General features: G+C 66.9%; 15 protein-coding genes and 5 pseudogenes. 10 read left to right on the top strand and 10 right to left on the bottom strand.

Features of this window, described 5'->3' with window-relative positions; genetic code table 11:
* Nucleotides 1-143 precede the first annotated feature (143 nt).
* Complete coding sequence (locus ACSDG8_RS27865) at nt 144-1,592, top strand: FAD-dependent oxidoreductase (protein ID WP_439427357.1); 1,449 nt, start codon at nt 144-146, stop codon at nt 1,590-1,592.
* A gap of 165 nt (nt 1,593-1,757) precedes the next feature.
* Here the strand turns inward: ACSDG8_RS27865 and ACSDG8_RS27860 are convergent.
* Nucleotides 1,758-1,838 (bottom strand): annotated as a pseudogene (locus ACSDG8_RS27860) (hypothetical protein); the annotation flags it as partial.
* Between the two features lie 171 nt (nt 1,839-2,009).
* Nucleotides 2,010-2,531, bottom strand: coding sequence for an IS110 family transposase (locus ACSDG8_RS27855; RefSeq protein WP_439427356.1), 522 nt, complete (start codon nt 2,529-2,531; stop codon nt 2,010-2,012).
* Nucleotides 2,532-2,894: 363 nt separating this feature from the next.
* Between ACSDG8_RS27855 and ACSDG8_RS27850 the strand changes: the two genes are divergently transcribed.
* From ACSDG8_RS27850 to ACSDG8_RS27840, 3 genes and pseudogenes are all read left to right on the top strand, one after another.
* Nucleotides 2,895-3,810 (top strand): IS5 family transposase gene (locus ACSDG8_RS27850; protein WP_439427355.1). Its coding sequence is split into 2 segments (ribosomal slippage): nt 2,895-3,242 and nt 3,244-3,810, totalling 915 coding nucleotides; the frame shifts between segments, so codons are not numbered across the junction.
* Between the two features lie 160 nt (nt 3,811-3,970).
* Nucleotides 3,971-5,119 carry an IS3 family transposase gene (locus tag ACSDG8_RS27845; RefSeq protein ID WP_439427354.1) on the top strand — a complete coding sequence of 383 codons (1,149 nt, stop codon included), beginning with the start codon at nt 3,971-3,973 and terminating at the stop codon, nt 5,117-5,119.
* A 100-nt stretch (nt 5,120-5,219) separates the two neighbouring features.
* Nucleotides 5,220-5,381: pseudogene (locus tag ACSDG8_RS27840) on the top strand (IS5/IS1182 family transposase); the annotation flags it as partial.
* Between the two features lie 62 nt (nt 5,382-5,443).
* Here ACSDG8_RS27840 and ACSDG8_RS27835 read toward each other — a convergent pair.
* The 7 genes and pseudogenes from ACSDG8_RS27835 to ACSDG8_RS27805 all read right to left on the bottom strand — a co-directional run.
* On the bottom strand, nt 5,444-9,067 hold the full coding sequence (locus ACSDG8_RS27835; protein WP_439427353.1) for a YobI family P-loop NTPase: 3,624 nt from the start codon (nt 9,065-9,067) through the stop codon (nt 5,444-5,446).
* Nucleotides 9,068-9,132: 65 nt separating this feature from the next.
* A complete protein-coding gene (locus ACSDG8_RS27830) occupies nt 9,133-9,729 on the bottom strand; it encodes a hypothetical protein (protein WP_439428083.1) in 597 nt (198 codons plus the stop codon).
* Between the two features lie 429 nt (nt 9,730-10,158).
* Nucleotides 10,159-10,242, bottom strand: a pseudogene (locus tag ACSDG8_RS27825) (hypothetical protein); the annotation flags it as partial.
* A gap of 210 nt (nt 10,243-10,452) precedes the next feature.
* Nucleotides 10,453-10,675 (bottom strand): annotated as a pseudogene (locus tag ACSDG8_RS27820) (transposase); the annotation flags it as partial.
* A gap of 603 nt (nt 10,676-11,278) precedes the next feature.
* Complete coding sequence (locus ACSDG8_RS27815; RefSeq protein WP_439427352.1) at nt 11,279-11,782, bottom strand: transposase; 504 nt, start codon at nt 11,780-11,782, stop codon at nt 11,279-11,281.
* 249 nt (nt 11,783-12,031) lie between these two features.
* Nucleotides 12,032-12,943 carry a TRM11 family SAM-dependent methyltransferase gene (locus ACSDG8_RS27810; protein ID WP_439428077.1) on the bottom strand — a complete coding sequence of 304 codons (912 nt, stop codon included), beginning with the start codon at nt 12,941-12,943 and terminating at the stop codon, nt 12,032-12,034.
* Between the two features lie 70 nt (nt 12,944-13,013).
* Nucleotides 13,014-13,415 (bottom strand): annotated as a pseudogene (locus ACSDG8_RS27805) (hypothetical protein); the annotation flags it as partial.
* Between the two features lie 66 nt (nt 13,416-13,481).
* Here ACSDG8_RS27805 and ACSDG8_RS27800 point away from each other — a divergent pair.
* From ACSDG8_RS27800 to ACSDG8_RS27775, 6 genes are all read left to right on the top strand, one after another.
* On the top strand, nt 13,482-13,775 hold the full coding sequence (locus ACSDG8_RS27800; RefSeq protein ID WP_439427351.1) for a transposase: 294 nt from the start codon (nt 13,482-13,484) through the stop codon (nt 13,773-13,775).
* Nucleotides 13,772-14,686, top strand: a complete 915-nt coding sequence (locus ACSDG8_RS27795; protein WP_439427350.1) for an IS3 family transposase — start codon at nt 13,772-13,774, stop codon at nt 14,684-14,686. Before ACSDG8_RS27800 ends, ACSDG8_RS27795 begins: the two co-directional genes overlap by 4 nt.
* Nucleotides 14,687-14,811: 125 nt before the next feature.
* The gene (locus ACSDG8_RS27790) at nt 14,812-17,061 is read left to right on the top strand and encodes an McrB family protein (RefSeq protein WP_439427349.1); all 2,250 of its coding nucleotides are present in this window, start codon (nt 14,812-14,814) and stop codon (nt 17,059-17,061) included.
* A gap of 2 nt (nt 17,062-17,063) precedes the next feature.
* Nucleotides 17,064-18,278, top strand: coding sequence for an McrC family protein (locus ACSDG8_RS27785; RefSeq protein WP_439427348.1), 1,215 nt, complete (start codon nt 17,064-17,066; stop codon nt 18,276-18,278).
* 261 nt (nt 18,279-18,539) lie between these two features.
* Nucleotides 18,540-19,163 carry an endonuclease domain-containing protein gene (locus tag ACSDG8_RS27780; RefSeq protein WP_439427347.1) on the top strand — a complete coding sequence of 208 codons (624 nt, stop codon included), beginning with the start codon at nt 18,540-18,542 and terminating at the stop codon, nt 19,161-19,163.
* Between the two features lie 175 nt (nt 19,164-19,338).
* On the top strand, nt 19,339-19,803 hold the full coding sequence (locus tag ACSDG8_RS27775; protein WP_439427346.1) for a hypothetical protein: 465 nt from the start codon (nt 19,339-19,341) through the stop codon (nt 19,801-19,803).
* Between the two features lie 39 nt (nt 19,804-19,842).
* Here ACSDG8_RS27775 and ACSDG8_RS27770 read toward each other — a convergent pair whose 3' ends face one another.
* Nucleotides 19,843-22,458: a PHP domain-containing protein gene (locus ACSDG8_RS27770; protein WP_439427345.1), complete on the bottom strand. Its 2,616-nt coding sequence runs from the start codon at nt 22,456-22,458 to the stop codon at nt 19,843-19,845.
* Nucleotides 22,459-23,583 lie beyond the last annotated feature (1,125 nt).

Raw genomic sequence — 23,583 nt, 5'->3', positions numbered from 1 at the left:
CCGCGCGTCGGTCGGAGACCGCGCCCCGCGCCGTGTCCGGGACACTCACTGGAGGGACATTCCATGACGGACGTCGTCTGCCGCACCGCTGCCCGGTGCCGTCGCGCGCCACTCGCGGCGGCCACTACCCGCCGGGTGACGGAATGAGTGCCGCGGCGCGCGGCGCCGTCGTCCTCGGCGGCGGACTGACCGGCATGCTCGCCGCCCACGTGCTGGCCGGGCACTTCGATACCATCACGGTAGTGGACCGGGACGACCTGACCGCGTCGGGCCCGCAGCCGCGCACCGGGCTGCCCCAGGCCCGACACCTGCACCAGCTCTGGTCCAGCGGCGCACGGGTGCTCGACGCGCTGCTGCCCGGCCTGACCCGCCAACTGGTCGAGGCCGGCGCCGTACGGGTCGGCGTCCCTAGCGGGAACGTCCTGCTCAGCGCGTACGGCTGGCAGCACCGTTTCCCCGAGGCGCAGTTCATGCTCTCGTGCAGTCGGGACCTTGTCGACTTCACCGTGCGCCAGCGGGTGCTGGCCGATCCGAGGATCTCCCTGCTGGACCGGACCCAGGCCGTGGGCCTGCTCGGATCCGCCGGGGCCGTCACCGGGGCGGTGGTGCGGTGGGCGGCCGACGGCGGGACCGCCGAGCTGCCCGCCGCCGTCGTCGTCGACGCGACCGGCCGCGCCTCGGTGAGCCGGCGGTGGCTGGCGGAGATCGGAGCGGGCCCGGTCGAGGAGGACGTGGTCGACACCGGCATCACCTACGCCACCCGCCTGTTCCGGGTGCCCGAGTGGGTGGACGGGAACTTCCCCGGGGTGAGCGTGCAGCCGGACCACCGGGAGCGGCGCCCGGGCCGCAGCGGATACCTCCTGCCGATCGAGGGGAACCGGTGGATCGTCGCCCTCTCCGGTACCCGTGGCGGCGAGCCGTCGGGGGACGACGCCGCCTTCACCGAGTTCGCCGGCACCCTGCGCCACCCGGTCATCGCGGAGCTGATCGCCGACGCGGAGCCGCTCACCCCGGTTCACCGGTCGCGCAGCACCGCCAATCGGCGCCTGTACCCGGAACGCGCCACCGACTGGCCGGACGGCCTGCTGGTGCTGGGGGACGCGTTGGCCTCGTTCAACCCGTCGTACGGCCACGGCATGGTGACGGCGGCCCGCAGCGCCGCGGTGCTGGACCGCGAACTGCGGACCGGTGGCGCCGGTCCGGACACGGTCCGGCGGGTCCTGCGCGGGCTCGCCGAGGTGGTCGACGAGGCGTGGGCGTTCGCCACCGCGCAGGACATCTGCTACCCGGACTGCCGGGTGTCCACCCGGGACGCCCGGCTCACCCCGGAGCACGCCGGGGCCCGGCGGGAGATGACCGACGCGATCGGCACGGCCGCCGCACGGAACCCGGTGCTCGCGTCGGCGCTGTTCTCCATCGTCACGCTCGGCGCCCCGGCGAGCAGCCTGCTGGATCCGCGGGTGTTCGCCGCGCTGCGCGCCGGCCCCACCCACCCGGCGCTGGAGTCGCCTCCGTTCACCGCCGACGAACTCGCCATGCTCCGGCGGGGCCACCGGCGTGGCGCGGGCGACCGGCTGCCGGCCGCCGGCTGACCGTCGCGGATGGCCGCGACCGCGCCGGCTGCGGCCACCCGTGCCGCCGGTGCCGAAGGACGGTCCCGGTCCGCGCCAGAAACCCGCCTTGTCGACCTGCGCCGCCACCGCCGCGGATGACACTTCTATCGGTGCGACGCCGCAGTACGAAATGAAAGCGGGCTCCGACCGGAACCTGTTGACGGCGCCGGAGTGGGCCAGGATCTTCGCGGCGGTGACGTCGCCGATGCCGTGCAGATCGGTCAAGGTGGTGCCAGATGCTGCAGCCGCAGCGAACAACGTTGCTGTTGCCTCGGCGATGCGCCGCTCGAGGCAACGCAGCTCGCCGAGCAGTTACACGGCGACCTGGCGCATGGTGCGGGCCAGCACGGCCCGTGGGCGGATGCTGCGCAGCGCAGCGGCCGGTGCTGTCGGCGGTCAGTCCGCGGGGCAGGCCGGCGGGAATGAGCTGGGCCAGCAGCGTTGCAGACGGTTGACGATCTGAGTGCGGCTGCGGACGAGGTCATCGCGGTGTTCGGTGAGGCATCGCAGGGCGGCGATAGCCTCATCCACCACGGCGGTGTTGAGTCGCGCAGCGGTGTGCGCGGCGATCCCGGCCGAGAGAGCGTCGGCCTGGTCGGTCTTGCGGCCGCGCCCTGCGGAGAGCATCCGAACGCGGCGGGTGAGCTTCGCGGGCACATCCACGACGTCGACGCCGTCGGCTGCCAGACGAGTGGTCAGCGTGGCACCAAGGCCGGTGGCGCCTTCGACCGCCCAAATGGCATGCGACCAGCGGCCGGCGAAGGGAAGTAACTGCCGATAGCCGTCACGGTTGACCTCGACGCGGATCGCGGCCAAAGGCTGGAATCGGTTATCGACCGCGACGGCGGTCCAGGAGGCCTTGAGGGGATCGATCGCGATAACGACCCGGGGTGGTGTTGACGACGCAGCGGCGGGCACTGGTTCTCCTTGCAGGACCGGAAAAGGGGGATCCGGCGAGGAGGGCACACCAACTTCGGGCTTAACAGACCTCTCTCGAGCCATTCTCGCCGGTGTATGGCCGACGCAGGCCGTTCGAGGGCCAGCCCATGGGCGGCAGATGTTTCCGATCAACCCCGACCACAACCTCGGAGATCATGGCTGCAGACCCTGATCTCCGCCACCAATCCAACAAGTTGGAAACCTCTCTGCTGCCGAGGCCTTGACACAGAGAGGTGCCTTTAGGCATCTCGAAGTCAGGTGCGGCGTGTCGGTGATCGATAGATAGCGAGGTCTCCGGTAGAGGGTTCATCGACCAAGAAGAACCTGAATACCGGAGACCTCGTGGCCACCATAGCGGTGACGAGGCGGCACGACCTGACCGACGCCCAGTGGAGGGTGTTGGAGTCGCTGCTGCCTGCGGGTAAGCGGCCGGGCCGACCGTCGCAGTGGAGCAAGCGGCAGCTCATTGACGGCATCCGGTGGCGGGTGCGTGTCGGTGCGCCGTGGCGGGACGTCCCGGCCTGCTACGGCTCCTGGCAGGCGATCTACGCGCTGTTCCGGCGCTGGCAGCGGGCCGGGGTCTGGCAGCAGATCGTGACCGGCTTGCAGGCCCGCGCGGACGCGGCCGGGTTGATCACGTGGGATGTCAGCGTCGATTCCACCATCGCTCGAGCCCATCAGCACGCCGCGGGGCGCCCGGCGACACCCGCAGCAGCAGATCGAGCCGCCCGGCGGAGTCCGTGCCGAGCCGGGCGACCACGCCCTGGGCCGGTCGCGTGGCGGGTGGACTACGAAGCTGCATCTGGCTTGCGAGCAGGGCGGCAAACCGCTGTCGATGCTGCTGACCGCCGGGCACCGCGGTGACAGCCCGCAATTCGCCGGCGTGTTGGCCGGCATCAGAGTGCCCCGCCTCGGTGTCGGTCGTCCCCGGGTGCGACCCGACCGGGTCATCGCCGACCGGGCCTACACCTCCCGCGCCAACCGGACCTACCTGCGCCGCCGAGGGATCAGGGCCTGCATCCCGAGCAAGGTCGACCAGGACGCCCACCGGCGGGCCAAGGGCTCCGCAGGCGGCCGGCCGCCCACGTTCGACGCCGAGGTCTACCGGCAGCGCCACGCCGTCGAGTGCGGCATCAACCGCCTCAAGCGTCACCGAGGGCTGGCCACCCGATACGAAAAGCTGGCCGTTCGCTACGAAGCCACCGTCCACGTCACCGTGATCAACGAGTGGCTACACGCACTTCGAGACACGGCCTAGATCCACACTCCCCTCCGACTCCGACGCGCACGATCGGCGGCAGATGAGGTTGCCTGGCAGGCCTGAGGTTCCCCCGGTTTGCCGGAGGGTTTGATGTTCCCCGGGTTCGGTGGAGTCGGGTTGGTTGACTCGTCAGGCTCGTCGCTCGTTGAGGAGAGACGTGCCGAGAAGATATCCGCCCGAGTTTCGTCGCAGGGTCCTCGATCTGCTCAAGGCCGGCCGATCAGTCGCGGAGCTAGTCCGGGACTTGGAAATCAGCGATCAGACGATCTACAACTGGCGCCGCCAAGACCTGATCGACACCGGCCAGCTTCCAGGTGTCACCTCCACCGACCAGGCAGAGCTGGTCGCGGCTCGACGGCGTATCACCGAGCTGGAGACCGAGTTAGCGGCGCATCGCCGCGCGGCCGAACTGCTCAAGGAGATGGTGCCCCCAAAAGACCGGTACGCGGTCATCCAACGGATGACCGCTGAGGGGTTGCCCGTCGATGTCTGCTGCCGCGTACTCGACGTCTCACCGTCCGGGTACTACGCCTGGCGCAACCGACCGCTCTCGCAGCGGGCGCTGCGCCACGCGTGGCTGACCGAACAGATCCGCGCGGTGCACCTGGCATCGCGTGGCACGTACGGTTCTCGGCGCGTGCACGCAGAACTGCGGCTGGGCCGCGGCCTCGTCGTGGGCTATCACGCGGTAGAGATGCTGATGCGCCGTGCCGGCATCCGCGGCCTGCCTGGTAGTCGTCGGCCACGGGCGAAGCACCAGACCCCCACCGCCAGCGACCTGGTCAACCGTGACTTCACCCGCTCGTCGCCGAACCAGCTGTGGGTCACCGACATCACCGAGCACCCGACTCGGGAGGGCAAGGTGTACTGCGCGGTGGTGCTGGACACCTTCTCCCGCAGAGTGGTCGGCTGGTCCATCGACGCCACCCAGACGGCCACGTTGGTGACCAACGCCCTGAGCATGGCCATCAGCACCCGCCAACCCACCGGCACCGTGATCCACTCCGATCACGGCGTGCAGTTCACCTCATGGGCCTTCACCCGCCGCGTTCAGGAAGCCGGCCTGGCGCCGTCGATGGGATCGATCGGTGACTGCTACGACAACGGCATGATCGAGTCGTTCTGGGGCCGGATGCAGACCGAACTGCTCAACCGCCGGCGCTGGCGCACCCGCATCGAACTGGCCAACGCGATCTTCGAGTACCTGGAGATCCTCCACAACCGACAACGCCGCCACAGCTCGCTCGGCATGCTCACCCCGGTCGAGTATGAAAGGCTCCGCCCGATCGCCCTATCCGTTGCCTGACGCCAACCAACACGGCTCCGCGAAAGCCGGGGAACATCACCTCTACAAGATCCGGGACGGTTCACTGAGCCGTTTTCAAGCTGAACTTGCAGCTCAGGGCAGGCACGGCGCGAGAATCCGCGCTCGTGGCGAACGAGCCATCGCCACGCTCAAGACCTGGAAGATCCTGGCCAAGCTGCGCTGCTGCCCGCACCGCGCCACCGCGATCGTGCAGGCCATCCTCGTCCTGCACCACGTCGAAGCCAACCGCTACACAGGATGAAAAGGGCTCACTCAAGCCGACAATAGCGGCAGCACGCGTGCTCACGGGTCAATTCGCTGTCGTCATCGCCTCATGTGTACGCGGAGGTTCGACTTGCGAGGCTCGGCCTTGATTGTGGAAACAATTCCTCCCACGCGAAGGCGATGGAGGATGGCCCGGTGCGCCTGAGTGTCGGCAAGTTGGGCCTGCCGATTGCCCCTGTCGGCAATCCTGGCGTAGTCGTCGCCCATGTTCCGAAGGGTATCGCGAAGCTCGTCGAGGGAGATCGTTTCCCCCGCAGCCGCCAGCAGTCCGGCGACCGTCGCCTGCTGTGCGCCGCCCCGGCGCAACGCTTCGATCTGGTCGGCGCGGAGCACCAAGCCCGACCGGAGCGCATACGCGGCCATCGCCTGGTGGGCATTATGAGATGCTTCGTCTGCGAATTCGTCCAGTGCCTCCAAGACTGCGTTCTTGATGTCGTCGGCGACTTTCGAACTCTGCACCAGCGCGGCGATGTATGTAGGTTGTAGTGTCCGTGGACCGACGAGTTCGGCGTAATTGCTCGACCGGGTGATCGCGTGCTCGAGCGTGAGCCAGTCGATCATGAGACGAGAGTCGAACGTGTCCTCGTCGTCGTTGATCAGTTCTCTCTCGATGAGTAGAGCGATCAGCTCGCCGGACTCGGGGTTGATAGATTCCGCCTGAAGTGGCCCCGGCTGCAGGGAACCCGCGATCTGCGCCCGTATAGCGGGTTCGGGCAGTTGTTCCCGCGCGTTGACAATGGTCGTCGCGAGGTCGCGCCTGTCGGCGAGTTCTTCGCCGTTCGCGTCTGTCACTTCGCGCCTAGACGCGAGCAACGTCGCGAGCTGTCTATCGATGCCGCCTGCCCACTCAACGTAAGCACTCACGTTGGCGAAGGTGGGTGGAACCCGACCTGTCTCTACGAGAGCGGGCCAGGCATCCTCTGGAGCGTCGCCGAGGTCATCGAGTGTGCAGTCCGGGCTCGCGTCGTGCACGAGTCTGCCGAAGTCGGGTTTCGTGTGCCGTGCGACGTCCTGTAGCACCTCGACGAACATCGCACAGGACTCGATGGTCCAGCTCGTACCCCCGGACTCGCGGTTTGACTTGAGGTACGCGCCGAGGTGCCGGAGTGCATGGCCGTAGATCTCGCGGTCGACCTTGGCGAGGTGGTCGAGTGCGACGTTGTCAGTCCCTGCGAGCACCTCGAGATTCTGAGCCGTGATGGTGTAAGCACGTGCCTTGATCAGTGCCGCACGTGCTGCCGCTGACAGCCCAACAACGCTCGGGATGACTGCGCCGGCGCTGGCGATGAACTGCACCGCGCGGCGGGCCACGTCGCCGTCCCGCTCTTCCCAAAGCGACGGAAAATCGGCGTATGCGGTTTCGAAGAAGGGTCGCACCTGGTCCGGGTGTACGTACTCTGTGTTGTCAGACTGGTGTGTAAGAGCGACATCTACGAGACGGCTTCGCTCGTCTCGACTGAGGGGTGCGTCACCGATCAGGTAGCCGAAGATGTTGGGCAGAATCGGGGTGAGCTGTTCAACGAGCGCGGCCTTTGCCGCGCCAACGCCTAGGTAGTGGTCAACGAACCAGCGCTCGTCGGGTCCCCAGTCGGCGAGGCGTTTCACCACAACCTTGGCTCGATCGGCATCGTTCTGGAGCAGGTGGTTAAGGACCGAGACGTTGTACATGCTGCGGTCACCGAGCACGCTGTCGCCGCGGTCGCGGAGGATCGCATTGATGTCCTCGCCGTCAAGGGCATAGTCAGCGTCCGGCGTGCCGCGGTCGACGTTACGCATCAGGTAGGTCATCGCGTCAGGCCGGATCAACTCGCCGTAGAAGGACGAGACGTGAAGAGAGAAGTAGGACGTTATGTACCCGTGCATGACCAGGTCGGCGACAAGCTGTGATGGAAGGAGTCGCTCGATCAATTGGCGGAAGCTCAGCGCAGTCTCGGCGTCCGTCGTTCTGCACGTGAACTGCGGACGGCCGACAAGATCGAGCCAAGCGTGGTGTCGAAGGAAATCGGAGTCGCGCTCGTTCCGCTCCAGGACGCCTTGATCAGCGGTCACTGACCGCTCGACCCATTCGGCCAAGTTGAGGGAGGTGCCAAGCAGGTCGCCCAGCAGCGGCCCTGGGAAGAACAGCACGCGTTGCTGGCCATGGCTGTCACGGACACGCAGCATGATCTCGCCGTTGTCGTGCAGTAGATCGCGCCAAAACTGCGCAGTCTGGGGCTCCGTGGCAGCGATGACGCGACTCCCGACCGTTAGCTGCTCGTTCACGATTGTTGATCCTCGCGACGCCACCGCGCGAGCGAGCGCGGCGACTCGCGTCTGGAGCGTCGCTGCCAGCTCACCCGCCCTCTCCTCGGCCGCTTCCTCGCGTTCGATCCGCTCTTGAATCCTGGTGGACTCATCGCGGAGCCGCTGAAGGTTTGTGCTGACCAGCACACGCCAGACGTCATACAGCTTGTCCAGCGAGCTCTCGCCCAGCCGGATCGCTTCGAAGTCGGCCATGTGGACGTTCTTGAAGAGGACCATCGCGAGGAGGCGCTCTTCATCGAGTTGCGGTACCGGTGTGGCGACGTCTATGAGCTGGTGCTTGAACACCTCGTACTCGTTGACAATGTTGTAAATGAGCCGCATGTCCGCTACGTGCCGCGCAGCGAGGTCAACGAGTTCCTTCGAGATCGAGTGCCCACGCTCTCGCAGGAGCCTGTGCAGGTGGTCGCGAGCGTTCTTGTGCGTGATGAACGGCACCACGGGTACTACAAGATCAAAGAACTTTGTCCGGTTGGCTCGGACAAGTTCTGCCTTGGCTTCGTCGGTGATTCCCGTGCTTTCGTCGCGGCCCAGCTTCTCGAAGATGCTATCGCGGAGGGCGTAGATGAACTTGATCCTGCGGCCCTTGAGTTGTCTGGCAGTGTTCAGCAGGTTGTTGAGTGACCGTAGTGTCTCGAAGATGAGCGGGTCGTCGAATCGGTCAAGGTCCTCCAGAATAAGGATGTCGCGGTGGTTGGTCTCGAAGAGGTAGACAATTTCGTCGAGGTATTCGTCGAAGTAGCTAGCCGAACGGGGCGGGAGCGTGATGCTGGCAGGCCCCGCCGTGACCTGCTCAATCCTCAGCCTGTCGTGCAAAAGAAGGCGCACCAAGTAGACGGTCATGGCGAGGGCGGCTACAAGCGCGAGGTAAACAAGCGGTGTGCGTAGCCAGTCGGGCCGGCTGACAGGGTCGGTTCCGGTGAGCGCGATCACGGGCCGGTCCAATCCTGTCACCACCATCAGGCAAACGAGGACTAGACCGACACCCAAAGCGAGCAAGAACTCACGCCAGCGGGGAAACCGACTGATGCGCCGGAACCGTGACTCGGGAGCATCTGAGGGCATCTGCTGATAGAGCAACTGCTTGACGATTTCCTTTTGGATAAGGTTCGTCTTTGTCGCCGCGGCAGGGTTGCCCTCGTCCCCGGATCCGCCGGGCTCCGGCTGCACCCCCAACGTCGACAGCGACACCTCGATTACCCTTTTGGGGTAGGTCTTGGCGACACTACGCAGGATGCTGCTCTTCCCGGTGCCGTAGGTGCCGGTCAGGGCGATGTTGCGTACATCGGTCTGTTCGTCGATAGCCCGCTTGAGCACCGAGACGTAGATCCCGTGTTCTTCCTTGTCAACCCTGGGGGCCAAACTATCTAGCTTGGGAGCGTCATCCGTAGTTGCTCTGGCTACGGCTCCTCGATGGCTCATGGCGGTCACCCCCGCCCCGTCAGTAGCGAGCGGCTGGCCATTCCGACTTGGTGGAGGATTTCCTCGGCGATTGACCGAGCGGTCGTGATCAGGTCGTCGGGACCTGCTGGTGCCGGTACTTCGACAAGGATCGGGGTGACCTTGCTGACGGTTCGGGTACCGCGCATCTGCCCTACGGCCTCCGCGACGAATGCGCCGCGACGTTCACGGCCGATCAAGACGAAGAGCTTACTGTTGTCGGGGCTGACGACTTCGACGCGAAGTGCGAAGGGCAGTTGCTCGCCCAGATGGCGTCCGTAGGTGTTGCTGAGTGCTACGAGGTCGGCTGCGAAGCTCTCGGTCAAGGTGCGCGGAACGTGGTGGCGGGCGGGGAACAAGGGGTCGTACCAGCCTTCGAGTGCTACGGCGAAGCCAGCCGCACCGTCGTGGTGAAGCCGGACGTGGAGGAAGTGGCAGCGAGCGTGAGGGCTGACCGACGGCAGGTTTTGGGAAATCCACCGGCGCAGGCCAACTCGTGGGTTGAGTGCTGCCTGGTCGAGTTCGCGCAGCAGCGCGTAGCGGTCAAACGCGCGCAGGGGTAGGAGTTCGTTGGTCCTGTTCACAGCCTGCTCCAGGACCGCGGCAATGTCACCGCGGGTCGGCACGGTGCTGATGGCGGGCCGTGGCACGCGGGGATGCACCGAGGCGGTTGGCGTAGGCGCGCTCGAGATCCCCCGCTCGCATCCAGTGCGTCTCGGGGCCCGACCAGTAGGGCACTTCGAGACAAGTTGCCACGACCAATGACGTGCGGTACGTCTTGCCTGCGTGGGATCGAGAGGGCGAGCAAGTTGGTTTGGCCGTCGTCGTTGGTGAGGGAAACGAGGTTCAATCCCAGGACCGGTGGGTGGATGCGATTGGCTGCCGGCGCACGCCGTCTTCGCCGGCTGACCTCCGAAATGTCGACGCTCTGCATGGACTAGGTGCGGCCTGTTCCGCGGTCCCTCATTGACGCCGCAGACGATGAGGCCGCCGGCGGTGTTAGCCATGGCGGCAACGTCCTTGGCGAACTCCTCCAGTTGGCCATTGTCCTTGCCCGGTAACGTCGCTTTCCAGTCGAGGTCCTCCGCTTCCGGCATCTGCTCCGCCAACGCGGAGGCGAGAAGCTGGTAGGTAGGCTCGCCGGGAACCTCACCCAGTTGGGCATGAATAGGAGACCACCTCATCGACACCACGACACCGTAGTACCTGCCTGCGACAAGGTCCCTACCATTGCTCAGCATGCGGCGGGGGCGCTGCGCCCGCCGAGTCCGGGGCTGTCTCGCTGACGGCGTTTCCGGCGATCTTGGTTAGTAGGATTCAGCGGCGGGGAAGCGGTCGCTGAACGCGATGGCGAAGGCGTTCAACGCGGGTTTCCAGCGCATCGTCCATCGGGTTCGGCCTGCTCTGGTGGGGTCGAGGGGACCGGGTCACCAGGTACAAAAACTTCAACGCGGCCTGCTCGTTAGGGAAGTGGCCGCGGGCCTTGGCCGCCCGCCGGTAACGGGCGTTCAACGATTCGACGGCGTCTGACCGAGGGGCGATCTTGTGGTTCGTCCGACTCCCGGTGCCCCCTTTAGCACCGGCCGCGTGTTGGTGAGCTCGCACGATCGTCGAGTCGACCGGAGCTGGCAGCTCACCCAAGCAACGACGCTCATCCAGCCTCACGGTGGACGCATCGTCACGGGGTACTTCGACGTCGCCATGGATGTCGACAACCACCGCGTACGCGCAACGCGCCGCTGAGGAAGCCAGCCTCCGGGGTGAGCGGCAGACCGCAATGGTGGAGGCCGTCGTCATCGGTGCGGCCTTGGCGTCCCGGCTCGACGGCGCACCCGCGGCCACGAGTCGGACGACACTCCTGCCCTACCGCTGGGCCCTTCCCGCAACTCGGCCACCGGTGACGTGGGCGCCGCTGACCAGATGACATGGCTCGCTCCGGTCGCCCGGGCAATCTCCTCCCCTGTTGCTGCATCAGCCCCCGCTCCGCGGGCCGTCTTACGCCTTGAGAAGCGATCTGTCCGTTCAGCGAGTTGACCTACGCAGCCCGCCAGGATGCGGTTGACCGCTGCTCGGGCCGACATGTCCTCCATGGAGCAGACACGGATTCTTAGAGCGTGTTTGAGATCGGGTTGATCAGGACCAGGTGAAGGTGCGGCGGGCTTGGCGGCGTGCGGGTCGGCTGCGGGTGATGCGGCGGGTCATGCCGGCGATGGCGGCCCAGCGGATGAGGGCTGCGGAGATGGAGGGGTGTCGTTCGTAGTCGCGGGCGAGCCGGCGGCAGGCGGTGAGCCAGGCCAGGGTGCGTTCCACGACCCAACGGCGTGGGTGAACGGCGAAGCCGCGCTGGTCGGCGGGTTTGCGGACGATCTGCAGCGTGGTGCGCAGGGTGTCGCGGGTCCAGTCGATCAAGCGGCCGGTGAAGCCCTGGTCGGCGAAGACGTGCCGGATCGGGGTGAGCATGTAGGCGCCGAGCAGGGCACTCTTGGCGCCGTCGCGGTCCTGCCAGCTCGCGGCGAGCACGGTCACGGTGACCAGCAAGCCGAGGGTGTCGGTGATGATGAACCGCTTCCGACCGTTGATCTTCTTGCCCGCGTCGTAGCCCCGACTGTCCCGGCCGACGGTGTCAGCGCCCTTCACGCTCTGCGAATCCGTGGGTAGCAGGGAGGCAACAGTGAGCAGACCACGCATCGGGGCTCCGGGACGTCCCGACGGCGCACAGCCGCTCGCCATACTGCCGAGCCCGCCTCGGCAAAGGCTTCGCCCCGCGTACGCGGGGCCGGGACGGCTGTAGCCGGTCCACACGCAGGCCGGTGGCGGCCTTGCTCGTGGTGTCTCCGTCCGGTGGTGCGGGTCGGTGGCGACGCGGGTTGCGGTGGGCAGTTGCACTCACGCGACCGCCCCTCCCCCACCGGTGTCCTTCGGGGTTCCTGTGCCGGAGCCGGTGTGGTTCTTGGTGAACACGAGGACGTCCTCGTGTGCGATCAGGTGCATGGGGGTGCCGGCGGCCCGGGCCTTGCGGACGGCCTGGAGTTGGAAGAACGACGGCCGGGCGACGAGCCCGCCGTCGCGGACGGCCGCGAGTAGCGCTACGCATCGGTCGACGGGGGTGAGACCGGCCCGGATGCCGGCGCCGATGACGGCCGACGGAAGGTCAACCAGTGTGCCCTGCTTGCGCCACGGCCGAGCGGTCACGACGACGACCCCACCGGGGCGTAGGAGGGTGTGGCAGCCGGTGAGGATCTGGGCGAACCCGTCGGCGAGTCCGGTGAGGTCGCGGTAGGCAAGGTTTCCGCGGTCGGTGCCGTCGTTGTAGGCGTTGTCGAACTTCGCCACCCCGTCGGCGCCGGGCCGGACCAGGCCATGCACGGTCGGCCCGTACGGCGGTGAGGTCACGACGAGGGCGACCTGCCCGGTCAGGGCGCCGGGTACGAGCGAGAGGATGCTGGTGGCGTCGCCGCGGATGACGCCGGCCCGTCCGGTCGCGCCCTGGGTGTGGGCGTGTTTGATGTTGGCGTCGGCGATGTCGGACCAGCGGGACTCGTACTCCACGCCGATCGCGTCGCGGCCGGCGTGGATGGCCTCGACGAGGGTGGTGCCGATCCCGCACATCGGGTCGAGCACCAGGTCCCCTGGCTGGGTGTAGGCGGTGACGGCGTGCGCGGCGATCGCGGGGAGCATCCGCGCCGGGTGTTGCACGGACTCGCGTACGTACCGGCCTCGGCGCTGGACCGGGCCGGTGGCCTGGGCGGTCGCCCACACCGACAGGCCGTCGGGGCCAGCAGCCCGATGGCCTCCGATCGGGTTGCTGGTGGTGGCGGCGGTCGGTGTGCTCTGCTCGTTGGGGTCGCCGGCGGTGTCTGCGTGGTGCTTAGCCACGGTGACCACCGCCCTCGCGCCCGCCTCGTCCACGCGGGGCGCGGCTCTGGGACCGGCTGAAGACCATCAGGTCCGCGTGGATTCGCAGGTGCGCCATCTGCCACCGCTGGTCGGTGGTGGTGAGGGTGAGTAGTTCCTCGTCGGTGACGTGGTAGACGAAGGCGTCGCCGTCGGTGTCGGCGGTGACGGCGACGAGGTGCTGCAGGTAGCCCAGTCCGACGCCGGCGGCGGCCTGGACCACGCCGGAGAAGTCTTCCGGGCCGGCGGTGGTGCCGGCCGGGACGGTGACGACGAGGATCAGGCAGCCGCCCGGTTGCAGCAGCGCGGCGCAGGCGGTCAGCAGCCACGCCAGCCGGACCCGGTTGGCGGCGGCGTGCTCGTGCAGGGGCCAGCAGTGAAGTGACCCCCTGAGACCGGACACCTCCTGACTTGGCATCCTGCCGAGGAGGAGGAAACCGCTGTGGCTCGACAGAGCAAGTACCCCGAGGAGTTCCGCCGCCAGGCTGCGGCGCTGGTGCTCGACTCCGGTCGCACGATCCGCGACGTGGGCCGGGAGTTGGGCGTCAACCACGAGACGCTGCGCAACTGGGTCGACCGGATGCGGCAGGAACGCGACGGCGGCCGGACCAGTGACCTGGCCGTGGACGAGCGGGCCGAGCTGGTGCGGTTGCGGCGTCAGGTCGCCCAGCTGGAGCTCGAGAAGGAGATCCTGAAAAAAGCCGCGGTCTTCTTCGCACGCGAGACGGAGCGGTGAACCGAACCGACGTGTATCGGTTCATCGACGCGGAGAAGACCACCTACCCGGTCCGTCTGCTCTGCCGCCTGCTCGGCGTGGGCCACAGCGCCTTCTACCAGTGGCTGCGACAGGGACGTCACCGCGCGCTTGAGCGGGAACGCCACGACCAGCAACGCGTCGAGATCACCCAGCAGGCATGGTCAGAGCACCGCGGCGTCTACGGAGCCCGACGGCTCACCGCCGAGCTGCACGATCGCGGACACCGGTGGAATCGCAAGGCAGTGGCCCGACTGATGCGGCTGGCGGGGATCGAAGGCGCCCACCGCCGGCGGCGCGGCAAGCCCCGCCGCAAGGCCGCGTCCACGGCCACCGCGCCGGACCTGGTCCAGCGGCAGTTCACCGCCACCGCACCGAACCGGCTGTGGGTCGCCGACATCTCCTACCTGCGCACCTGGGAAGGATTCCTCTACCTCGCCGTCGTGGTCGACGCCTACTCCCGCCGCGTCGTCGGCTGGGCGATGGCCGACCATCTGCGCACCGAGTTGATCCTCGACGCCGTCGGCATGGCCATCCAGCACCGCCGACCGGCCCGAGACCAGCTCATCCATCACTCGGATCGAGGGACGCAGTACACGTCGTTCGAGTTCGGCCGCACCCTGCGTTCCTGCGGCGTCCTCGCGTCGATGGGCTCGGTGGCCGACTGCTACGACAACGCCATGGCCGAGACCTTCTTCGCCACCCTCAAGACCGAACTGGTCTACACCCGCGCCTGGCCCAGCCGACACGAACTGGAGATGGAGGTCTTCTCCTACATCGAAGGCTTCTACAACCCTCGCCGCCGGCACAGCCGTCTGGGTAACGTCAGCCCCGACACCTACGAGAAGATCCACCGAGAGTCCCTGACACACATCGAGGTGTCCGGCCGATAGGGGTCACTTCAAGACACGTATGACGCCATGCAGCACGCGATCGACAGCGGCAAGCCGTATGAGACGGTCTTGAATCCACCGCCTGGTCAAGGCCTGCGGCATCCGGCACGAGAAGAGGCGAGCGCATGAGCGACGACGTCATCATCCCGTCGCGTCACGATGAGCTGGTCCGCCAGGTAGGCCGGGACCTTATTGATCAGGGTCTGCGTCAGGGACGGTCGCTGTTCACGCCCGACCGGTCGGTGTGGAATTTGGATGTCGCTCAGGATCTGCGCCGCTGGTACAACGAGCAGCCTGATCTGGGCAAAGACCCGTTCATGGTGAAGCTCCAGCGCCAGCTCGCCTCGGCGTCGGACGAGGCAATCCAGTTGGCGGCAGAGCTGCTGACGCTGCAGGGACTGCCGCTGCTGAACCTGACGCCAGAGAAGCTGCGCGAGCGGGTGCTGACGGTGCTGAGCTGGATGCGGCAGCCCGTCGCGGTGCCCGAGCGTGTGCTGGCGGCTTTTACACAGGGCACATGGAATGGCGGAACCGGCGCCCACACCATGCTGTGGAAATGGCTGGTGGACGCCGTCGAGTTGGTGTGCGACTGGTGGGTGCTGCCGGCGGAGCAGCGAGAGCAGGCGTTCACCGGCCCTTGGGCCTGGCAGGCTGCTATCTACCAGCACAAGATCATGCCGTCGCTACGGGAGGAGTTGCTGTACCTGGCCTACCCAACGCACTTCCTGCCGATCCTGAACATGGCGCACAAGAAGGCGATCCGGGCCGCGTTTGCTGAGCCGGACACGGCGCTCACCGGCGACCTCAACCGGGACCTATTCGAGATCACCGTCCATATCCAGCGCGAGGCAGGGCAGGCGGTGGACTACTACCAGGCGCCGTTCATCGCACAGTGGCGCAAGCAGGCCGACCGGCCGCCAGGTGAGCGCCGCGCCTGGCTCGTACGACCCCGCCAAGGCGGGCACGAACTTGTCACCCGTTGGACGGGAGAGTCCTTCGTCTCTTTGGCAGCGTCCCACTTCGGCGACGTGCCGCCCGGGGCCTCTAAGTCCGAGGTTCGGGCTACAGTCGATTCCGGCTACCAGCACCTCGACTATGCCCAGCGGGTGGCGCTGGCCAACGAGTACCACGCGTTCCTGTCCCAGATGGATAGTGACGACGTTGTGGTGACGCTTGTCGATGACCACCTGTACCTGGGCGTCATCGACGGGGACCCGGAGTACCACGCCGCCGACAACGGTGCGCGACTGCGTCGTCCAGCCGGCTGGCTGGCGACTCCCCCACTGCCGGTCGAGACGCTGCCGGCACCGATACCCGCCGAACTGGATCAGCAAGGCACGGTCGTCGACCTGACCGGCGCGCTGGAGGTGCTGTCAGCACTTGTGGACACCAGCGCCGAGTCGTCCGATACGGTTGAGCCGTCCGAGCGGATCCCACCGCCTGCACGCGTCGTTCCGAAGCTGCCGAACGCGACCGAGGATCTTGCGACCAGGCTGTACATCGCCCGGCCGTGGCTACAAGACCTCATCGAGCTGTGGCAGGACCGTTCGCAGATCATCTTGTACGGACCGCCGGGAACAGGAAAGACGTACCTTGCACGAGCGCTCGCCGCGCATGTCGCCGAACGAGATGCCGTACGGTTGGTGCAATTCCATCCGTCGTACGCCTACGAGGACTTCTTCGAGGGCTTCCGGCCCGTCGAAGGGGCCGATGGCGGGTCAGTTGCCTTCGCCAAGACGCCTGGGCCGCTGCGTGAGATCGCGGTTGAGGCACGCGACAATCCCAAGCGGCCGTACGTGCTGATCGTGGATGAGATCAACCGGGCCAACCTAGCCAAGGTGTTCGGTGAGCTTTACTTCCTGCTGGAGTACCGCGACGCCACCATTCGGTTGCAGTACTCACCGTCCGAGGCGTTCAACCTGCCCCCGAACGTCTTCATCATCGGCACGATGAACACCGCCGACAGGTCGATCGCTTTGGTCGACGCGGCCATCCGACGCCGGTTTGCATTCGTCGAGCTACATCCCGACGACCCGCCGGTGCGCGACGTGCTCAGCAAGTGGCTCAAGGCTAACAACAAACCCGGCGATGAACGCGCATCGCTGCTTGCCGCCTTGAACGAGTCGATCGGTGAGGAGGACCACGACTTCAAGATTGGCCCGTCCTACCTGATGAAGCCAAACCTCGACACGGAGGCAGGGCTTGACCGGGTGTGGCGCTATGACCTAATGCCGCTGCTGGAAGAGCATTACTATGGCCGGCTTACCAAGACACAGATCCGCAACCGCTTCGGACTCGCCGCCGTCCGGTCCCGGATCAGCCCCCCGCCACCCGACGTCCCAGCAGCCGAGCCACCGACTCTGCCGCAGGCGTGACCGTGTCCGCGTCGATCAGCCTCGCCGAACTAGACCGCGTCGGTGTCCGGCACCAAATGGACGACCATCAGGCGACCGCACTGAGCGCGACGGGCCTCGTCAGCCTTCGGCCCGAAAGCGACGGATGGTGGCACATCCTGCCCTCCGGCAAGGTCGGCGCGGTGCGGACAGCCGGACTCGACGTCCAGGTCCGGCCCAAGGTTGGCATCGCCAGGCTGCTATTCTTCCTCGGCTACGCGCTGGACCCAGGGTTCCGGCCAGAAGACGTCGCCGCGAAGCCGGAGCCCGACCTGTGGGCCGCCCTGGCGGAGTCACTGATCCGGCAGGTCGAACGTGCACTCGCGCCGGGAATCCTGCAAGGCTATGTCGTGACCGATGAGGCCCTGCCGCTGGTCCGGGGCCGGATCAGGTTCGCAGACCAACTCTCCCGTCGCCCCGCTATGCCACTGCCGATCGACGTCCGCTTCGACGAGTACGCCGCGGACATTGCTGAGAATCGGATTCTGCGCACTGCACTTCGACGCATGCTCGCGGTGCCGCGGCTGCCCGCCGAAGCACGGTCGCGACTGACTCATCTGGACGGCCGCCTCGACGGGGTTCGGGTGCTGCCACATGGCGCCCCGCAGCCGACCTACAGACCCAGCCGTCTCAACGCCCGGTATCTCCCGGCGCTCAGGCTCGCCGAACTGGTCCTCCGCAATCAGTCCGCCGAGCCGGGACCCGGCGACGTCACGATGGCCGCGTTCGTCGTCAACATGGCAAAGGTCTTCGAGGACTTCGTCACCACGGCGCTGCGCGAATCCCTAGTGGAATATCCGGGCCACACCGACAGTCAGTATGGCGCGCACCTCGACACCGAGCTCACCATTCCCATCCGACCCGACATCGTTCACATCGCCGGTGACCGGCCCGTCGCAGTCTTCGATGCCAAGTACAAGCTGGAAGGAATTACCTCTGGCTATCCGAACGCCGACGCCTACCAAATGCTCGCCTACTGCACAGCACTGCGCCTGCGCACCGGCTGGCTGGTGTACGCCCAAGGGGCGTCGCCGCCCGGCCCTCGGCGCGTCCGCAACACCGAGATCGACATCGTGCACTATCCCCTCGATCTGTCCGCGCCGCCACGCGATCTCCTCATCGAGATCGACCTCCTGGCTCAGCAGGCCATGCATGTGGCCAACTATGAAGGCTCGTGGCGAGCGAGCAGCCCGGGCTGAGACGTGCATTTCGGGTGGCGTAGCTGCATCTGGTTGGCGGCACAGGTAGCGCAGGTTGTATCTGCCGGGGACACGGGGCAGAACGGGCACGATAGCGACGCATGTGGCCCCAAGGTCGTCTGTGAAGAGCGCTCGCAGCCCGTGGGCGAGCTCGCATATGCAATGGCCATATCTCGCTCCCAGCAGGACGGGGCAGCCAGGCTCCCCAGGCTCCGCAATCGTGCCCGATCGGTGACGTACCCGGCCGCCACAATCCGGCGTGTGACGATCGCCGACGCCCGCCTGCTCGGGCTGATCCCCACGTACCCCGCCTCCGACGTGTGCTGCCTGGAGGCACCGAAGAAGGCGCTGCTACGGCACCGCATTACTGCAACCCGGTACCGGGAGTTACTGCGGGCGCAGGGCGGCGGGTGCGGAATCTGCGGCGGCCCGGCATGGCGCTACCCGGTCGGACTGGTGCCCCTGCCGGTCGACCATGACCACTTGTGCAGCCCGGGACGAGATTCGTGCGGTCGGTGCGTACGGGGGCTCTTGTGCGCCGACTGTAACGGGAACCTCGGTTTGGTCGAGCTGCATGGCAATGCGATGCTGTCGCCGAGACGGTGGATCGAAGCTGCCCGCACCTACCTGACACAGGCCGGAATCGATCCCTGGGAGACGAACAGGTTCACCGCCGGTGGGCGCATCCATCGCGATCGGCGGATCAGGGATGAGGTGGACTGCCGCTGCTACCACTGCACCGGCGACCCTCAGGGCGCGGGCGGATGGATCGCAGCGGCGATCGCCGTCGGTGAGCCCGTGGGGGACGAGATCATTCGAAGGACCGCGCAGCAGCGGACAAAGGGCAACGAGCTCGGGTTGAACGTTACCGACAACGAGCTGTGAGCCACGGATCGGCCCCGAAGCCAGCATCGCCCCGACCCGGAGCTAAGGATCGGAACGATGCGGTCCCCGGGGCATCTCAATCCGTCTGGTGCCGGCGCCACAACGGCGTAAGCATTGTGAGCCCTCTCCCGGTGGGGAAAGGGCTCACGATCGCGGGTCGCGTCAGACTCGCTGGGTGATCGTCGTCCCCGGGTGCCGGGCCGCAGTGGCTGCCGTCACGAATCGGCCGGTGCTGGCGCTGCGGTTGACGGTGCGGGTGTTGCTTGTCCCGCGTCCGACGCGTTCGGTTGTGGTGGTCCGCGGCGACCGCACCGCCGTGCTGCTGCGGACGAACCGACCTGTGCTGGCGCTGCGGGCCACGGTGCGGGAGCCGCCTCGAGCCATGATGATCATCTCCTCTGGTAGTGCAGTCTCGGTTGGACCGCTCCTGCCGGAGGCATATGTGCTGGTCGGCCGGTTACCCGCCACTCTTTCGGCCGGTTTTCCGGCCGAGATTGCTGTGGGGGGTACGCGGGGCCGCTCCAGCCGCCCGGGCGACGATGGCGCGGGCGGTCGCGGTGGAAGTGCGGGCGCGCATGGCACGGGCGTCGGCGGTGCCGAGCGAGGAGCGCTCGATCTTGGCGTGGATCGTGGACTCTGACTCCTCGTTGCGCCCGCTGTTTGTCAGCGTGGCCGAGCGTTAGTTCATCGACGAGCCGAGCTTGACGGTTCGGCGTTTGAAGGGCACCGGACCGCCTTCCAGGTGGTAGAGCGTCAGGACGTTGAGGTCGTGGCGTTCGAGGGAGCCGGTGGCTTCGACGACGCCGTTGTTCGCATCGGAGGTGAGAGTGATGATCATTTCGGCATCGGCGGAGACGACTAGGCCGGGGCTGCGGGTGGCGAAGATGTACTGCCGGCCACCGCGCAAGTCGCGCAGTTTCGCGACAAGGTATTCCTCGATCCACGGGGCGTGAAGCGCGTCCTCGGGCTGGTCGATGATCAGAGGGTCGTTGCCGTCGGCGAGGGCGATGATGAGGATGGCGGTGCACTTCTGTCCGTGCGCGAGCCGCTCGATCGGCACATAGCCGTCGTTGGCCTGCTTGCGGAACTCGACGGACAGGCCGTCGTGCAAGTCGAGGGTTTGCATCCGCAGGAAGTCCTCGATGATGCCTTTCTCCCGCACGTGCTCGAAGAGGGTCTCGACGTGCTTGCGTTCGACGCCGGTGGCGGTGCATACGCCGTCGACGTCGTCGGCGAGGAACGAGCGGACCAGTTTTACCGGCAGGGTCTTTTCGCAGATCAGCTTGAGGACCGGGGCGCGCAGCCGGGATCCCTTGGCGATGGCGGTCACGTCGGCCAGATAGGCCGAGTCGTCGTTCTCGGAGAGCATCTTGATCCGGACGATGCCGCCCATGAGCTTGTTGAGCGCCTTGATCCGTTCTTCGCGCCGCCGACGGCGTGCTTTGCGCGCCTCGAGTAGCTCGGTGATCAACTCTTCCCGATAGGTCGTGGCGGCGACCAGGTTCGGCAGGAACTCGTCGTTGAGCTGGGTCCGCTGGGCGTCGAGCTTCGCCTTCTCCGTCTGAAGTTCCACCAGCCGGGTGCGCAGCGCGGCGAGGCCCTTGTTGTCGACGTCGATTTGACTGACCGCCTCGGCGAGTTCCTGATCGAACTTCCGGTACCGCTCGAGCCATTCCTGCCGGACAGCGACCAGCTCCTTGTTCACCACCAACAGGACCTGGGCCACCTGCGCGTTGGCCGCCTCGATCGCCTCCCACAGCTGCTTGTACGCGGCCTGCACTCGCTGGTAAAGATCTTGATTGTCGGCGATCGCGGCCGAGCCCCGGAACTTGTCCCCGCCGTCGGTCCGGACGGTGATCTTCAGTTCGGGGATGCCGACGACCGGCTCAAAGAGGGCCTTCTCGGCGCTCCACTTTGCCTGCATCTTGATGGTCTCGCCGTCGAACAGGCCGGACAGTTCCTCCAACCGCTTCTCGACGTCTGGAAGGGTCTCCAACCTGGCGCGGGCCTGTCCGATTTTGGACTCCAGCGAGCCGATAAGTCGGCCGTTGTCGATGAGCCGGCCGACCGCGTCCGATTCGCGGATCTCGAACTCGTTCAAGTCGAGCGCGGCGTCGATGAGCGCCATCCGGCCGACCGGCGTTCGGGCGTACTCGATCACCTCGCTCTGCGAGAACCCGGTGATCGCGATCCGGCCGGCCAGGCCGGTCAGCTGCTCGGTGTCGCCGATGAACTCCGGCTGGGTGGAGCCGTCCTCGAAGTACGCCCGGCGCACGAGGCACCGCGCGTGGCCACGGGCGAGGACGACCTCGACAGTCGAGCCGGAGGTGAGGGCGTATTTGAGCCGGGAGTCGACCTCCTTGCGGACCTGGGGGAAGTCGCCGGCGTCGGTCTGCTGGTCGAGGGCGAACCGGACCAGCTCTATCAGCAGCGACTTGCCGGCGCCGGTCCCGCCGAGCAGGCAGTTGAGGTCGCACGAGAACTGGAACTGCTGCCCGTCGAGGAACCCTCCGGTCACGGTCACCGACTCGATCACCGTGTGCTCCGGCGCCCGGGGCTCGTCCAGGCGGACGCGCAACTCCGGATCCGCCAGTGCGTGCCGGAGGCCGCGCAGGTCGGGCCGCGACGCCTTGATCCAGGTCCGGCGATGACCGATGCCGCGCAGGACATGCCAGCTCACGCCGGGTGCCGTGGTGTCGGAGCTGCGGACGAGCGCGAGCTCGCGCCGGCCGTCGAGCCGGGCCTTGATCCGCTCAGCCTCTGCGACGTCGACGATCTCGACCGCGCTGATGGCGTCGTCGAGCAGCGTCTGGTTGATCCGGTCGGCGACGGCGAGGCGGAGCAGGCCCTTCGCCCGGTCGGCGTGCGCCGGGACCGCCAGGCCGCCCCGGGCAGCAATGATCTTTGCGGTGTCGGCGAAGCCCTTGTCCAGGGCCTTGTGCAGGTCACCATGGTCGGCGCGGACAACGCCGAGTTCGACGAGCACGTCCTCGAGATGCTGTGCCGGGGTGCCCTCCTCCCAGATGGCGAGGAGATGCCCTTCCGCCGTGCTGAGTTCCAGACCGGGCAGCACCACGAGCGTCGTGCCGCGGGCGGCCTCGGCCATCCGGTCGCACCAGCCGACCGTGTTGTGGTCGGTGACGGCGATCGCGTGGAGTCCGGCGGCGATCGCCGCGTCGACGATCTGCCGGGGCTCGATGGCGCCGTAGGTGTGCACGTCGACGTCGCGCGAAGCTGGGGTGTGGACGTGGAGGTCGACAGCCCAGAACCGTGCCGGTCCGTGCTTCGCGCTCACCGGCGGTGCTGCCTGGCTGCTTTCCGTTGGTGCCGTTGCTGGCGTCAAAGCACTCGCTCCGTGATCATTCGTCGCCGTCTGAGCGTCCGGCTCGACACCCTAACGCTCAGCGAGCTGAAGAAGAGGGGCGACACTCGCCCATATGTACGACCAGGCGCCAACCGGATGAAGGTCCACCGGACCATTGGCTCGACCAGCCGTCCGATCCGCCGAGGCGTTCCGGCTTGGCGGGGTGGTCGGCCGCACCGTCAAGGACGAAGCCAACCACTCCGGACGTTCCGTTACCGAGGCGGGCTGAAGCCCGCAGGCCTTCTGGCCCTGATGGTCGGCAGCCGCATCGTGTCCAACGGCTGCAGCACCGCGCCAACGCGTCCTTCGATCCGATGCACGAGAGCCACCTCGGTGTCGGGATCAGCGGCACCACCATCAGGCGGGTCCAGCGTGTCGCCCGACCGGCTCGTACATGCTCCTGGATACGGTAGTCCACGCTGGCGAGCCCCGACCGGACCGCGCTCCCGACGTAGCGAAAGGCGTTTTTCGAGTCGGCCGCGACGTAGACGGCCGTCACGAACTCCGACCACAGCTTCTCCTCGACGATCTGCAGAAGCGTCGTCGCCGCCGGGATTCGTCGCAGGAGACTGGCGCCGGCAAGGTCGCAGGCGGTGTCATACGCCGCCGGGCGGGATTTGGCCGCTGCGCCTGGCTCTACGTACGAGCTTCCTCAAAGGCTAAGGCGAGCTCACAGCCACAGCCCAGGCTGCAATACGCCATTGTGTCCCCATCGACGTCCTGGCGAAGCTGTCGCTCCAGCACGACTGCGCACCGGACTGCTCCCGGGGCCCCGGCACGTCGGTCCTGAGCATCTGAGCTGTTTCCGTGTGTCATCAGCCATGCTTTGGTGTTCGACTTCCAACGGGTGACATGGGCCGGGCGGTTGCCATGCCGGCTTGTCGTCGGTAGGCCGGGGAGCTACCTGCTCCCAATCTGCTCCCAATTTAAGGGGCAACAGCGGAGAAGCCCGTTACCGGTGAATCCGGTGACGGGCTTCCTACCTGCGTATATTCATGGTGGGCGATACTGGGATCGAACCAGTGACCTCTTCGGTGTGAAGAGAGTGCTCTTTCC

Source organism: Micromonospora sp. LA-10, assembly GCF_051853095.1.
GTDB classification, from domain to species: domain Bacteria; phylum Actinomycetota; class Actinomycetes; order Mycobacteriales; family Micromonosporaceae; genus Micromonospora; species Micromonospora echinospora_A.
Note: the sequence above shows the minus strand (reverse complement) of the source record. Positions and strands in the feature narration are given on the sequence as shown.

Coding starts and splice junctions, on each gene's coding strand:
- ACSDG8_RS27865 (WP_439427357.1), top strand. CDS start 144: ATGAGTGCCGCGGCGCGCGGCGCCGTCGTCCTCGGCGGCGGACTGACC.
- ACSDG8_RS27790 (WP_439427349.1), top strand. CDS start 14,812: ATGAGCGACGACGTCATCATCCCGTCGCGTCACGATGAGCTGGTCCGC.